Source organism: Paenibacillus sp. PvP094, assembly GCF_040546835.1.
Lineage (GTDB): Bacteria > Bacillota > Bacilli > Paenibacillales > Paenibacillaceae > Paenibacillus > Paenibacillus illinoisensis.
The window spans coordinates 5942168-5957341 of record NZ_JBEPOM010000001.1; the positions used below are offsets into that span (position 1 = coordinate 5942168).

The 15174-nt window shown below is 46.6% G+C and carries 14 protein-coding genes; 2 read left to right on the forward strand and 12 right to left on the reverse strand.

Annotated elements, in window-relative coordinates:
* Positions 1-12: 12 nt before the first annotated feature.
* From nagZ to ABIC22_RS26825, 4 genes are all read right to left on the reverse strand, one after another.
* Positions 13-1359, reverse strand: coding sequence for a beta-N-acetylhexosaminidase (gene nagZ, locus ABIC22_RS26810; RefSeq protein WP_354485088.1), 1347 nt, complete (start codon positions 1357-1359; stop codon positions 13-15).
* A 389-nt stretch (positions 1360-1748) separates the two neighbouring features.
* Positions 1749-2852, reverse strand: a complete 1104-nt coding sequence (locus ABIC22_RS26815) for an NADH:flavin oxidoreductase (RefSeq protein ID WP_354485090.1) — start codon at positions 2850-2852, stop codon at positions 1749-1751.
* Positions 2853-3110: 258 nt separating this feature from the next.
* A complete protein-coding gene (locus ABIC22_RS26820; RefSeq protein ID WP_354485092.1) occupies positions 3111-4424 on the reverse strand; it encodes a hypothetical protein in 1314 nt (437 codons plus the stop codon).
* 214 nt (positions 4425-4638) lie between these two features.
* On the reverse strand, positions 4639-5688 hold the full coding sequence (locus ABIC22_RS26825) for a 2,3-butanediol dehydrogenase (protein WP_354485094.1): 1050 nt from the start codon (positions 5686-5688) through the stop codon (positions 4639-4641).
* Between the two features lie 351 nt (positions 5689-6039).
* On the opposite strand from ABIC22_RS26825, the gene ABIC22_RS26830 reads away from it, so the two are divergent.
* A complete protein-coding gene (locus tag ABIC22_RS26830; RefSeq protein ID WP_154893427.1) occupies positions 6040-7071 on the forward strand; it encodes a LacI family DNA-binding transcriptional regulator in 1032 nt (343 codons plus the stop codon).
* A gap of 141 nt (positions 7072-7212) precedes the next feature.
* Here ABIC22_RS26830 and ABIC22_RS26835 read toward each other — a convergent pair whose 3' ends face one another.
* From ABIC22_RS26835 to ABIC22_RS26850, 4 genes are all read right to left on the reverse strand, one after another.
* Positions 7213-8184, reverse strand: a complete 972-nt coding sequence (locus ABIC22_RS26835; protein WP_127536060.1) for a D-2-hydroxyacid dehydrogenase family protein — start codon at positions 8182-8184, stop codon at positions 7213-7215.
* Positions 8185-8308: 124 nt separating this feature from the next.
* On the reverse strand, positions 8309-8566 hold the full coding sequence (locus ABIC22_RS26840; RefSeq protein WP_354485097.1) for a hypothetical protein: 258 nt from the start codon (positions 8564-8566) through the stop codon (positions 8309-8311).
* 149 nt (positions 8567-8715) lie between these two features.
* Positions 8716-8862 carry a hypothetical protein gene (locus ABIC22_RS26845; protein WP_354485099.1) on the reverse strand — a complete coding sequence of 49 codons (147 nt, stop codon included), beginning with the start codon at positions 8860-8862 and terminating at the stop codon, positions 8716-8718.
* The gene (locus ABIC22_RS26850) at positions 8859-9452 is read right to left on the reverse strand and encodes a TetR/AcrR family transcriptional regulator (protein WP_354485101.1); all 594 of its coding nucleotides are present in this window, start codon (positions 9450-9452) and stop codon (positions 8859-8861) included. The genes ABIC22_RS26845 and ABIC22_RS26850 overlap by 4 nt, the downstream gene beginning before the upstream one ends.
* Positions 9453-9678: 226 nt before the next feature.
* Between ABIC22_RS26850 and ABIC22_RS26855 the strand changes: the two genes are divergently transcribed.
* Complete coding sequence (locus tag ABIC22_RS26855; RefSeq protein WP_354485103.1) at positions 9679-10929, forward strand: MFS transporter; 1251 nt, start codon at positions 9679-9681, stop codon at positions 10927-10929.
* A gap of 1 nt (position 10930) precedes the next feature.
* On the opposite strand, the gene ABIC22_RS26860 is transcribed toward ABIC22_RS26855, so the two are convergent.
* The 4 genes from ABIC22_RS26860 to ABIC22_RS26875 form a co-directional block, all read right to left on the reverse strand.
* Positions 10931-11092 (reverse strand): hypothetical protein, encoded by a 162-nt coding sequence (locus tag ABIC22_RS26860; protein ID WP_164764150.1) that lies wholly within the window; start codon positions 11090-11092, stop codon positions 10931-10933.
* 32 nt (positions 11093-11124) lie between these two features.
* Entirely contained in the window at positions 11125-11586 is a 462-nt protein-coding gene (locus ABIC22_RS26865; RefSeq protein ID WP_354486113.1) for an SRPBCC family protein, read from the reverse strand.
* Positions 11587-11740: 154 nt separating this feature from the next.
* Positions 11741-12844, reverse strand: a complete 1104-nt coding sequence (locus ABIC22_RS26870; RefSeq protein ID WP_354485106.1) for an HD-GYP domain-containing protein — start codon at positions 12842-12844, stop codon at positions 11741-11743.
* 276 nt (positions 12845-13120) lie between these two features.
* The gene (locus ABIC22_RS26875) at positions 13121-14956 is read right to left on the reverse strand and encodes a UbiD family decarboxylase (RefSeq protein ID WP_354485108.1); all 1836 of its coding nucleotides are present in this window, start codon (positions 14954-14956) and stop codon (positions 13121-13123) included.
* Between the last annotated feature and the right edge of the window lie 218 nt (positions 14957-15174).

The following is a 15174-nucleotide window of genomic DNA, read 5'->3' on the forward strand; positions in this document are numbered from 1 at the left end:
ACACAGGATGGATTACTCGGCATGAACCTGTTTGCGCCATTGTACAATGTCTGCGTTCAATTGCTTGAGGTCACCCGATGGTTGCTGCTCATCAGACAGCTTGTAAGACTGCTTCAGTGCCAGAATACGATACACGCTTTCATCAATTCGAGATTCGGTGATTTCCCCATTCTTCACCGCATTTTTCAAAGTATCAAATATCGTTTTGGCACTTTCATAGCTGTGAGCCACGAGCAAAATATCACTGCCTGCCTGAACGGTCGCGATTGCAGCTTCATTCAGTTTATAATTTTTGGCGATTGCACCCATGCTGAGATCATCTGTAATGACGACGCCGTCGTAATTGAATTTGCCCCGCAGATGTTCACCAATAATGACATCCGATAACGAAGCAGGATGATCAGGATCCAGCTTAGGGAATAAAATGTGAGCCACCATTACAGCCTCCACATGCTCTTTCACCGCGGCCTGAAACGGAATCCACTCCAGCTCGGCCAGCTGCTTCTCTGTTTTGTTCACTACGGGAAGATCCAGATGGGAGTCCACCGACGTATCCCCATGACCGGGAAAATGCTTCACGACCGGAATCACTCCCTCGCTGCGCAGACCTTTCATCTCAGCGACGCCGAGACGAGACACAAGTTCAGCCGAACTGCCAAAGGAACGGTCACCAATCACCGGATTGTTCGGATTGCTGTTGACGTCCAACACCGGAGCAAAATCCACATTAAAGCCTGCAAGTTGGATCTGTCTTGCCAGTAACCTACCCATGCTTTCCGCCAGTTCGGCGTCTTTCCTCGCTCCAACTTTACCATTAGAAGGAATACTCTCCACTTCTTCAGGCATTCGGCTGACTTTGCCGCCCTCCTGATCCACACTCATGAAAATTGGCACCGGATTGGAACGGTTTGCTTCTTTGATGGACTGTACAAACTTCGCTGTTCCCTGCAAAGTCGTCACGTTATTACCATAAAAAATGATGCCTCCTACCTTTTGGTCCGCAATCATTTGTTTAGCCTGGTCATCCAAAGCAGTCCCCTGTACCCCGGCCAAAATCATCTGTCCAATCTTTTCATCCAGCGAGAGCTGGTCCAGCTGCTCCTGAACCGGATCTGCCTCTTCCTGAGGGGAAGCATTATTCTGCTCATTGTTCTCCTCAGGTTCCTCCGCATCGGAATCACCACTGCCTTCCGGTGCAGCTTGTTGTTCCGTAGTAGAGCCTGCAGAGGAATTCGCTGTGGAGCCTGGCTTTTGCGTTTCTCCACATGCGGTAATGAGCATAAGGACTGCAATCATCAGAAATAACATTTGCAACGAGTGTCTTCGTTTACTTTTTATAAAATCGTTATGTACATACAAGGAAAGCAACCTCCTAATTCATGTTGGAATGTGTACCGTAATGTTCAGGCATTACATTAACATAAGCAGCACTTTTTTCAAAATCACCTGCTGTAATTAAAAGAGTGAGATATGAGACTGATTAGCTAAAAAAATGATTGCATTTGAGCGTTGTAGTATGGTTTCTAATGATTTTTTCAACGAAGGGCGTGGGCGTTGTATGGACAATGGGGTACATAAATGCGGGAGAGAAATGGTATTCTGTTGTGAATTTTTCATATGTTGAAATTATTATTATAGCAGGTTGAAAAAGCCGCCTTTCGGCGGCATAAGGTTGCTGTGGATTGCTCATTTTTTGTCTTCCTTGTAGGTGAATATGCAGAAAAATGCTGATAAATAGCTACTATTCACTAATTCAATGTTTTCAACACTTCAGTCGTAAATGGAATGATCTCGGACTGGCGTCCTTCACGCACTTTTGCAGGCCACTCCGGATCGCTTAGCAGTACACGTCCCAGTGCGATCAGTTCAAACTCCTTGTTCTCTAACATCGTATTCAATTGGTCCAAGTGAGCATCGCCAGTTCCCTGATTCTCGGTTGATCGGTCCACGAATTCGGCTTCCAGACCAACGGACCCAACGGATATCGCAGGTTTCCCGCTTAATTTTTGTGTCCACCCGGCAAGGTTTAATTCAGATCCTTCGAATTCCGGCAGCCAGAAGCGACGAGTCGAGCAATGAAAGATATCAACGCCCGCCGCAGCCAGCGCCGCAAGAAATTGCTCCAGCTGTTCCGGGGTATCCACCAGGCGAGCATCATAATTGCCCATTTTCCATTGCGAGAAACGAAGCACGATCGGAAAATCCGGTCCAACCGCCTTGCGGCACGCTTCAATGACCTCGACTGCGAATTGTGTGCGTTTGACCAAGTCACCGCCATACTTGTCTGTACGACGATTGGTATGCTCCCAGAAAAACTGATCAATCAGGTATCCGTGAGCGCCATGCAATTCTATGCCATCGAACCCGATCCGCTTCGCATCTGCAGCTGCTTGTGCGAACGCTTGTACCAGACCTTGGATCTCTTCTTCGGTTAAAGGTTCCCTGTTCTCTTCCCCTGCCATGCTGATGCCAGAGGGGCTTACAGGCTCCGCTTCTGCATGAGGCAGATCACCCGTACGCCTTGCGGTACCCACATGCCACAATTGAGGCATGATTTTACCGCCTGCGTCATGAACGGCTTGAACCACATTCGACCAGCCCTGGAGGGATTCATCACCATGAAATAACGGAATACTCGCACCACTTACAGAGGAAGGATGGTTAATCCCTGTCCCCTCCGTAATAATGAGCCCCACACCGCCAGCTGCTCTGCGTCTGTAATATTCAGCAACTTCCGGCCCGGGTACACCCTCTGGAGAGAAACCGCGAGTCATGGGTGCCATGACGATCCGATTGGACAATGTAAGCTTGTCTGAAGTGAAGGGTGTAAACAACGCTGAAGGTACATTCATTTGTTTATAGCTCCTTTATCTTGTGGAATGTCAGAACCCAATTACCTTTCCATTTTATAGTTTGTGAGTTTTATTTTCAAACTCGCTAATGAAATGATCTATTATGTAACATAAAAAAATAGAGCATCCCCGCAGCAAGTGGCAATAATTACGCTGCTGTACGTGTACGCTCTGTGTTTACGTCTTTTTCATTTTAAATGATAACCAAAAATAGATATGAATCATAGTATATACTCCCTACTCTTTCTAGCGTTCCCCTTAATCCGAATTCACAGGAATGTCATGGCGATGAACTCTGAGTATTTTGCCTGATGAAGGTGAGACGACGTCTGGATCCGTGCCCAAACCGAAATAGAAATCCCCTTCATGCTCTTCAAATGACTTCGCATACGTATCCTGGTTAAACCGGAGGATTTCATGCCAATTGATCAGATCCGTGGTTTGGTATACCCGGTTAATATACAGATTTTTATTTTGGAACGTGTAGGTGAGTACATATACTTTGCCGTCGCGCAAAAGCAAGTCTGTTGGCAATGCTTTGGCATCGGGTAAAATCACGCGCCTAGCCTGATTAATGGCTGTCATGACATTCAAGGATTTGGGAAGCAATTGACCGTCATTGAATACGCCACCAGCGATATAGACTAACTTGTTATCAAAGTTAACATTTTTCCCAATCTTGTTATACGGAATCGTGCCCTGCTGATAGGTCAGTCCCGGCAGGATTTTGTTACCGTAGATTACGACGTCTTTCTTCTCCAGATTCGCATTAATCTCCAGGAAATTGGTCTTGTCATTCCAGATTTTATTGGCAGGATACATCATGCCGGATGCATACAGCTTGCCCCCCAGCTCAAACAGTGTGTATGCCCTTAGCCCGAACGTATTAATGTTTGCAAACTTCTGCCAGCTTACGCCCATATCATGTGAGATCAGAATCGTTGGCTTATCTTCTGTTCCGAGGGCGGCAAACATTTTGCCTTGAAACAGAGCAAGGTCATAAACGTGTACCCCAAGCGGAAGGTTGCGGTATTTTGTCCATACGTCCCCATCCAGCCGATAAAAGTTCCCGAAACTCCATTGCTCTCCGTCAGAATCATTTCCCGGAATATAGAGCTTGTCGTCCAGGACCTTGTAGATATCAATCTGCTCTTCATCCACAACCATTTTGGTTGATGGGACAATTCCCGGATTGCTGTTGCTGACTGCCTGCCTATTAAACGATGAGGTTGCTGTATCAAAATAAATGACCGGGATGGGACCCGAGTTCGGCGCTACCCCCATATTGCTGCTGTTGCCATGACCCAAATAGATCTTGTCTCTGTATAACTGCATATCCCACACATTATTGGCGTAAGGCGTTTTGGCAAAAGGTCGTCCAAGCAGCTCAATCTTGCTTGTCACATCCGCAGAATTGATGGGTATATTGGATACCTTCGCCATGGCCCGTTCAACAGTCGGCTTGCGCTCGGCCTTGTCACTGCTTTTGGGCTTGGCACTCCCTGTAAGCATCCAGCCAACGCTGGCAACGATCGTCAAAATTAGAGCTGCCCATTTCGTGTTGTTATGCATGCCCGCTTCCTCCTTCGTTTTGAAATTGAATGCCTTTTCATATAAACGATACATATTGTATCTTTTTATATTATGTAAAACAGAACAAGCATGCAATACATTCCGCCCTTTTCAACAAAAATAGACAGCTTCATCCGAAGATGAGCTGCCTACGCGGGTACTCCATTTAGTCATAATGACTTCGTTTATTGAATGAGAAGATTTCTGGTTGTGACTACTCGGCTTTGACCAGGATTTTCACCTGATTTTTCTCTTTCAGAAGAGCTTCGAATCCTTGATCCACCACTTCATCCAGCGAAATACGCTTGGTCACCAGCTTGTCTGCCGGGAAGAAGCCTTTATCCATCAGACTAATCACGGCCGGGAAAACATCCCGATAACCGATAATGCCGTTCACTGTACGTTCTTTCATGACGATAGAGTTAGGCAGAATCGGAGCCGCTTGCTCAAAAATGCTGACGATCATCAGCTCTCCGCCAATACGTGTCGAGTCGATCGCCTGCTGCAGCACAGGTGGAACACCTGTCACTTCATAAGCAACGTTCACGCCGCCTTGCGTACGTCTATGAATCTCTTCCACGACATTGTACTGGGTTGGATCAATAACGATAGCGCCGAGCTCTTCGGCTTTCGCTTTGCGTTCTTCAGATAGCTCTACTACATAAATGTCGGAGGCGCCGGAAGCTTTCAATGCTTCAATAACGAGCAAACCGATTGGACCCGCACCAAATACAGCTGCAGTATCGCCTACTTTCAGCTTGCTTTGACGCACGGCATGCAGCGCTACCGCAGAAGGTTCTACCAATGCTCCCTGTTCATAGGAAATGGAGTCAGGGATGGCGTGTACCATATACTCTTCAGCTGTTACGTATTCGGAGAAACCTCCGCCCCCTCCGGCGAGACCGAGGAACCCCATCTGGTCGCACAGATTGTATCTTCCCTGTTTGCAGGCTTCACAATGTCCGCATGCATAGATAGGTTCAACGACAACACGGTCTCCTGCTTGAAAACGGGTAACACCTTCACCCACTTCAACGACTTGTCCAGAGAACTCGTGTCCCATCACTACAGGTGCTTGTTCGCCTGTTAGCGAATGCGGTGCTTGAGCTGGAATGAAAATCGGTCCTGCAGTGTATTCATGCAGGTCACTGCCGCAAATTCCGCACCATTCCACTTTTATTTTAACTTTCCCTTGTGCCGGGCTAGGTTCATCGATATTTTCCAGACGCAAATCTTTAACACCATGCCAACGTAATGCTTTCATCAATTTCATCTCCCAGATCATAGGTTTGAATATAACCGGAAACGTTTCCGTAGTTAAATATGTCATAGTTTAGATAGTCTGTCAAACACATTTTCCCATAAATACGTCGAATTCATGAATTTTTTGCCTTTACATGCAGCATGATAAAACCTGCTGCGATTGCCTCTATCCAAAGGTTTGCAGATTATACGCTCAAGAACGTATGGAATAAGTTAACACCCTGCTTACAGTTATAGGTCATGGAAAGTCTATTGACTTACAAAAAGTGTTATAATCAGAGTATACACATGAATTCAACACGAAATTACTATAGATTCGGAATCGTTTCCGGTGAAGTGAGGTTAGCCAAACGTGAGCAAAGAACAAAAAGTCACCATAAAGGATGTGGCGGAGTTAGCGGGAGTAGGCATTGCTACCGTCTCAAGAGCCATTAATAATTCTGAGGGTATCAGCAGCAAAACCAGAGATAAGGTCATGCAGGCCATTGAAGAGCTCGGTTTTGTTCCCAACACATCCGCTCAGAGTCTTAAAATTCGCCAGACCCACCAAATTGCCCTGGTTGTTCCGGATATACGAAATGCGATCATTCCAGAGATCTCCTGGTCTGTGGAGCAAACAGCTAAACAGCACGGCTATCACGTGGTACAGATTAATACGGCGGGGAATGCCCGCACAGAACTGGAAACCATTCGAAATATTAAAAAGCTGCATGTGGACGGCCTCATATTCATGCCGCTCGCTTATCCCAAAACGCTGCCAGGCTTGATCGATAAGGCTCCCCTTCCCATCTCCATGATTAACTACGGCAAAAGGCTTGAACCCGGCATGAAGGCAGATATCGTCTCTCTATCTCAGCCTGAGGGAAAGCTTGTGATGGAACATCTGATTAAAATTGGACGAACCCGGATTGCCTATGCGGGTGCCCCCAAGGACATCATTGAAGAGCGTTACCGTGCTTATGAACAAGCTCTGCCCCATGTCGATATATCACTTGTCTATTTCGGAGAAGATTTCTCCCTGAACACTGGAGCAAACGCTGCGGATTACTTCCATGGACTGACCCATATGCCAGACGCAGTCTACGCCATCAATGACATGGTAGCTATCGGATTGGTTAACCGATTCAAAGAATTGGGTATACGTGTGCCCGAAGATGTCGCCGTAGTTGGGGTCGATAATAATCAATGGACTACCGTCTCGTCCCCGCAAATCAGCTCGGTTTCCATTATGGGCGAAGAGGTTGCCAGGCTGGCGACAGAATTGCTGCTCAAACGAATCCGCGAGATGAGTACTTCTGACTATGAGCATATCCAGTTTGAACCCAGACTTATCGTACGCGAATCAAGCGTAGCGATGATTCGTCCCTCGTCACCACGTTCCTAATGGCTCATCCTGGATGGATGAAATGATAAATCACAAGCAAAAAAGGTGTCCCCGCAGCCATTAATCACGGCCTGAGGGTCACCTTTTTGTGGTCTGTATCGATTTAATGAAAACTGACGAGAACTGTGGCATGGTTTGTTATTACTTCACGATCAATTGTCTAATCGGGCTCCCTTTTAGAAACATCTCGATGTTCTCTACCGCATGATTATAATAGATTTCATAATTCCCTCGGGTCACATAACCCAAATGCGGTGTTGCCAGCACATTGGGCAAGGTTCGCATGATATGATTAACGGGTAAAGGTTCCTGTTCAAAGACATCAAGTCCCGCCCCGGCGATCAGACCATTTTGCAATGCCTCTACCATAGCCCCCTGATCCACAATTCCCGCACGGGATGTATTGATCAGCAATGCTGTCTTTTTCATCCGCTGGAATTCACCCTGTCCAATCAGATGACGAGTACGTTCACTTAGCACCAGATGAATCGACACGATATCACTTTGCTCCAGCAGCTCTTCCTTTGTTTCGCACCAGATTACGCCTTGTTCTCCGGCTTGTCCAGGTGTCAAATTCTGACTCCAGGCCATGACGTTCATGCCAAAAGCCTTGGCAATCGCGGCCATCCGGGAACCGATCTTGCCCAATCCGAGCAGCCCGAGCGTCTTTCCGTACAAATCCATGCCGACCGTACTCTGCCAGTTGCGATTGGATTTCAGCGCATTATTTTCTGTAACCAGCTGCCTGGATAGTCCCAAGATAAGCGCCCAGGTTAGTTCCGTCGGTGGATTGGAGCTGCCCTCTGTCCCACACACCGTGACTCCATGGCGTTCCGCAGCCTTAAGATCAATCGAGGCATTTCGCATCCCTGTTGTAATCAGCAGCTTCAGCTTGGGAAGCCTGGATATAACCGATTCAGGAAACGGCGTACGCTCACGCATCAGAATGACGATATCCATATCCTGCAGCTCCTGGATGACCTTTTCTTCCGAGCCCATGTAATGATTAAAGGTCTGAACCTCAACCCGATCCTGGACTGAACTCCAATCAGCCAATGACAGGGCGACGTTCTGGTAATCGTCCAATATGGCGCACCGTAATTTCGTTTGCAATATGTACCCCTCCTTCAAAATGCGTTGTATCCTACACCTACCCGTATTGTACCAATTCGACACCGGTCTGCCCAATGTCCTTAGACATAAAAAAAGAGCCGGAAGTCAGTTCCGCCTCTTCAATTCATATTAACATTTTAAAAATTAGCGCCGTGATGATAATCGCAATCGTGATCTTTGACAACCCCCAAACTTTGAATACAAACCGATCTAATTTTCCCTGATCATTGGTAAAGAGGGATGCTTCTATCGAGGCCAGAGCCAATACTCCAAACATGATGAGACTGAATGTTATGATGCCTACTCCACCAAGAGTCGTTATCGATACACCTATGACATAAAAAATAGTAAGATACAATCGCCAATACGTAGTAAGTACCATGGAATTCCTCCTCGGAATTGGATGTTACTATATTTTACGTTTCACTTTACATATCGTCTCATATAATCAATATTTTCCTATTCACTTATGATATTGGGTTTTAACGAGCAACAAAACCTTAAAGCAAAGCATCCAGTTCAATCTCATGACTAACATATAGCTCCATCCTGGATTTTCAATTGATTATACCGTTCTACTAAGACATGATCCATTCCGAGTGCATGCGCAATCACACCCATATCCAGAGGATGGCCCAAATGAAACCATTCCAGTAATGCTTCGGTGGGCTGAATCATATCGATTCCCCTCCAATAATCAATAACGTTGCCTCAATACTTTGCTCTACAAACGAGCGGTCTGGCCCCGATTTCATTAATACAGTAAGTCCAATCATTGAAATAACCAAAGATTTTGCAGCTGCACTCGCATTCAGATCACCGGACAATTCTCCGGACCGCTGCCCCCGTTCGATCGTTTCCCGAAAAATCACTGCCAGATACATCTGATGCTCCCGGGTTAAAACGGCGAATTTCGAATCGTGCGGAGCCAGTTCAACCATCGTATTAATACAAAAACAACCGTGACTCGGCTTGGATACATCCCCCTCCGCCCCAATGTGCTCAAACAGCGCACGAAATGCCTGTTTTACAGACCCTTCCTGCTGAAGCCTCGATCTAATTTGCGCGGCATGCAGAGTGGTATATCTGCGCAGCGCCGTCTCAAATAACTCTTTTTTGTCCCCGAACGCAGCATACAAACTGGGGCGTTGAATACCCATTGCGGAAGTCAGGTCAGTCAATGACGCTGCTTCAAATCCTTTATCCCAAAATATGCGCATGGCTGCATCAAGCACTTTATCGGTATCAAACTCCCGTTGTCTCACCATATTCTTTCTCCTTTTTATGTACCAATCGATATATTATATCGTAGCTTTCATCCCTCATAATGTCAATTATATGCCTTCATTAAATCATTGAATTAATAACAAAAATCCACTTTAAAAATAACACAATTGACATTTGGATGATATATACAGTATGTTAATTCAGAATTATTATGTACTGATCAGTATAAAATTAAATTCAAAAATCCACTCTTGAAAGGTGACTCTCATGAATACTCCGATTCAACAGGTACACCCATCTTCAAAAGCTCATGCTGGCATGTCCCGACTTGTTGCGCTCCTCTTCGCTCTGTGCAGCGGACTTTCCGTAGCCAGCATTTATTATGCTCAGCCCCTTTTGGATGCCATGGCCAGGGATTTCCGGATCTCCCACTCACATATCGGCGTAATCATTACAGTGACCCAAGTCTGTTACGCCCTTGGACTGTTTTTTCTTGTTCCTCTCGGTGATCTGATTAACAGGCGAAAACTGATCATCGTGCAGATGCTCTTCTCCGTCGTGGCTCTGCTTGTCGTTGGCACCACATCATCTAGTTCCATCTTTTTCACAGCAATGGCACTCGTCGGATTACTGGCTGTTAATACTCAAGCACTCGTTGCCTTTGCCGCAGCACTCGCTGCCCCTTCGGAACGCGGACGAATTGTAGGCCTCGTGACTAGCGGAATCGTGATTGGCATATTGCTCGCTCGAACGGTTGCGGGCACCCTGAATGATTGGATCGGCTGGAGATCGGTTTACCTGTTCTCCGCATCGCTAACATTGCTCGGCGTAGTCGCCCTGCTCCTTCTCCTGCCGAAGCATGAGCCTCAGCGAACAAAATTAAATTATGCTCAATTGCTCATTTCGGTAATACAACTCTATCGGGAGCTGCCTATACTTCGAATTCGTGGCGTGCTGGGCATGCTGATTTTTACTGCTTTCAGCATTTTATGGACTGCCATGGTCCTTCCACTCAGCGCACCTCCATTCTCGTTGTCCCATACAGCCATCGGTGCTTTTGGTTTGGCAGGTGCCGCGGGCGCACTGGCTGCTGCCCGCGCTGGCAAACTCGCTGATCGGGGTCTTGGACAGCACACAACTGGATTCTCTCTTCTGCTTCTGCTCCTGTCCTGGCTGCCGATCGGCTTCGTTCATCAATCGTTATGGTTTCTGATCGTTGGCGTCATCGTTCTCGACCTCGCTGTACAAGCAGTCCACGTCACCAACCAGAGCCTAATCTATCAGGTTCGTCCTGAAGCACAGAGCCGTCTTACTGCTGCATACATGATATTTTACTCGGCGGGCAGTGCAACCGGATCTATTGCTTCGACTATGATGTTTGCCTGGGCAGGATGGACGGGCGTATGCTGGCTGGGAGCAGCGGTGAGTGCAGCAGCATTCCTGTTCTGGGCTATTGACCGTTACTTACAACGGAATATGATCCAATCCTCTTGTGTTCCGGCACATAAAGGAAACTGAATTATTGTTCTAACTTAGAACATACAACAATGAACAGCGTTGCAAGCGGACCAAACAAGAGGGAGATCAGAAACCAGTTAAGCCCACTTCTGTTTTTCCCTTGAGCAAGTCCGGCATTAATTAACGCAAGGGTGCCCCAACCAACAAAATATTCGTTTCCCATCAAGATCACTCCTTATCACAAGTAATTTGTCGTCAGACCTGTTGGTTCTTCTGTTCCAGTATAGCTTTCAGCTTCGTATTGCGGCTTTGGATAAAAGCATGCATATAATGCTTCAAGACGAGCCGCTCAGCCAGTCTTCCCAACATACCGAGTGGTGCTTCAAATTTCAGCATGTCCCTCATGCAAGTGGTTTGGTCATCAATCCTGCTGAAATGATGTTCGTGACGCATGCTCTGGAATGCCCCTTTTACCATCTGATCGACAAACACATGCGGACGTTCATATTGCACGATACAGGAAGTCAGTTTCTGCCTTATGCCAAAATGAGTTGCTTGAAACGTCACCGTGTCGCCGGCACCTATTCTGCCGGAGGTCACGCCCGAAACAGCTCGTTCCCGTGTATGTTTCCATACCGTCTGTGTATGAACATCAATATCCCGGGCATAATCAAAACATTTTTCAATTGGAGCACGTATTGTAATTTCGGTTACCACTTCAATCAAGGTTTATCGCTCCTCAGATAAAATGGATTTTGTACCCAGTATACGCTTGCTCTCCCTAGAGAACAATGCACCAAAAGCCGTTACACAAAAACAGGTCCCCTGTCATTATGCAGGAGACCTGTTTGTACTCTAAACTTTTATAACCTTAAATAATCAGTTCTTTAATGGCAATGCTGCGTTCTTTGGACAAGTCACGATACTGCTCGGACTCGACCTTGACCAGAGGATTGAAGATGTCCGAGGTATTATTCATGATGATTACCCCTTTTTCACCATTGCTCAGAAGCACTTGCTTGCCGATAAAGTTCGGGAGAAGGTGCTGCATCAGAGCCTGAACCGGCTTTTCATTCAACTTGCCAAACCCCATCGCATAGATGTCACGCAGATTATTGATTAGGTTCGGATTGCTGCCCCCGTGAATGCCGGATCTCATACCAATGTATACGTCAGCCACAGACACGATCTGCGTATAAGGATGGATTTCACTTTTATCCATTTGCATTGGATACCCCGAGCCATCCTCACGTTCATGGTGCTGAAGCGCTACAAGCGCAGTAGCCTCATCTGTCATGGAACTTTTGATGATATCATGGCCATAAATGGTATGACGCTGCAATTCCAGCTGTTCATCCGTGGTTAATGGTTCCACTTTGTTACGAATCCGATGGGACACTCTGCACTTGCCTATATCATGCAGATAGCCGCCGCGGCTGATCTGATAGCTTTCCTTCTGGGAATACCCCATCCAGCTGGCAATATAGAAGGACAGCAATCCAACCTGAATGGAGTGTGTATAGTTGTTAACATCATCACGTTCCAGCATCATCAGGAGATGTACGACATCCTTTTGCTCGTCCAGTCCATCCACCATTGGCTGCAGTGCATCGTCCACCATGGTAGCATTGAATTTACCCACAGTAAGTGCTTCAAGAAATGCATTTTGGTAGTTATGTACAGTCTGTGTAAATTGGGATTTCATTTCTTCTTCAGGCGGTTCTTCCTTAATGCTCGAACCAGCTGCAATACTCGAACCGGCTGCAAATTTGGCTGCAGCGGCAAAAAACTCAGCTTCTGTTATTTCTTCATCACGTGATTCAATATCTACATAGTCCACACGGTGCTGCATGAGCAAGGAAATATCCTCACTTTTGATTACAGTCCCTTTCCCGAGAATGTGCAACCCCGCATCGCTAAATGTATCCGCAGTCAGACGGTCTCCGTCTTGCAGGTTCATAATATGGATTCTCAATCGGTATTCCCCCTGAACATTCATTATAGTAACAGTACCCGATGGATTGGGTCCCCAAAATACCTATACTTCTTTATATCGATCATTTTCTTGATTTTCTGCATAGTTCAAACGACCTTAATCGCAAAAGGAAATACGAACGTGTAAGACTTTCTTCTCATTCATATTTCTTAAATAATCCCGGTTTTGGCGAATAAGGAACATGGAATGTTACGTTTCGTTGGATTGGAGAAATATAAAGAGCCCAAACTTCAGTTTGGGCCCTTTCCTATAGAGCTAAATTTTGACCGATGCCAGACTTGCTCCACCGACGAATAAACGTTCGATGCTTTTCTCAACCGCAGGATCAGGTATAAGCGGTGGTGCCTGATGCGGCTTCACCCGGGCATCAATAATCATCTGATCGCAGCCCCAGTGCTTATGCGAATAGCTACTGTTTACCCCATACATGTCGTGAGATGGATTGCTGCGCGTAAATGTAGCCCATAAGAAGTTGCTGAGGCTCGCACTCAGGAAAGAGCTGTCATCGCACAGAATGATCAATGGACAGGAATCAAGTCCCCCTTGCTCCTTCAGCATATCCGTAAATTGCTGCATTTCCCGCGCCGTCTCTTCATAACTCGTAAAAGCAGATGTCTGAATCGATACGATCCCCGGCATAATCAGCTGCGCATTCGTATAACCACGAATATTCTTCAAGGTATCCGGCACTTCTGTGCACAGCTCCCGAAGCTTCTCACCATAGGCTGCAAAAACAACCTTACTGCCGGTATTTAACCCGGTTCCTGAGTAATCCAGTGTATCGATGGTTGTATTGGTATGGAAATGGATATCCCGCTGCAAATTCATGCGCTCCAGTATATAGGTCAGGAATTCCACTTCACGGTGGGTATCCAGCGGCTGCTGATCCTCAGCTGTAATAAACAGATACTTGGCCAGACTCAGCTGTCCCGTACCCAGAATACGGTTCGCAATGGTCAACAATTCCGTCGGCTGCTTCACCGTCTGATATGGAGTGTAACGCTCACTTCCGATTGCAAATAACAGAGGGTGCACCCCGGCAGCGTCTACGGCATGTACTTCTTTGACACCCGGAATCTCCTGTTTGATCGCATCGCCCGTAATTTCATGGATTAGATCACCAAATGCCGTATCCTCCTGCGGAGGACGACCGACTACCGTAAATGGCCAGATTGCATTAGGCTTCGCATACACTTTGTGCACTTTCATCAGCGGGAACTCATGCGTCAAACTGTAATAGCCCAGATGATCACCAAACGGTCCTTCCGGTTTTGTTTCACCTGGATAAATATCTCCGGTAATGACAAAATCAGCATCATTGCTAATACAGTATCCATCCTTGTAACTATAACGGAAACGACGCCCAGCGAGCAGACCAGCGAAGGTCAGTTCACTGAGGCCCTCAGGCAAGGGCATCACCGCAGACAGGGTATGAGCTGGAGGACCACCGATAAAGATACTGACTTTGAGCGGCTCTCCCTTTTTGACAGCCTTCGCCTGATGTATACCGATCCCGCGATGAATCTGATAGTGCAGTCCGATTTCCTTGTTCATTGCATAATCATTGCCGCTCAGCTGGACACGGTACATACCCAAATTGGAGTTCATGATCCCCGGTTTATCCGGGTCCTCCGAATAAACCTGCGGCAACGTTACAAAGGCCCCCCCATCCATAGGCCAATGCTTAATCAGCGGCAGATCCGAGATTTGAATTTCCTGAGCCGACACGGGCAGACTGATTGACTTCTGTTTGGGCAGCGCCTGCCACGCTGCAAGACCTGTGCTGATGTGCTGCAAAGGCGTCTTGAGCGCCTTCATCGGATCGTCCCGTACTGCCATGACCCGTTGTACGCCTTCGAGCGTGTTACGGAACATGAATTTGCAGCGCTCGAGTGTGCCAAACAGATTGGATACTGCCTGGAACTTCGAGCCTTTTACATTTTCAAACAACAGCGCCGGGCCTTTCGCCTCGTGCACTTTCATATGTATTGCGGCCATTTCCAGATTCGGGTCTACTTCTTCTTTAATCCGGATCAGATGTCCATGCTGCTCCAGATCGTTGATGCAATCTTCCATATTGCGATATTTCATGGGATGGCTCCATTCTTTTGATATAATATATATTTATGTTCATATATTCACATGGACGCGCAAACAAGAATTTGAACCAACCGCCTGAATCCACGTCCTAATCTACTTCATTCTAAAAGAATCAATCTTCACGTCTCTTCTATTTTATCAAATGATCTGCTAGTAAACAAAAAATATATATTATCCTCACTGACTAAGGTTAAAGATGGGAATCCAGA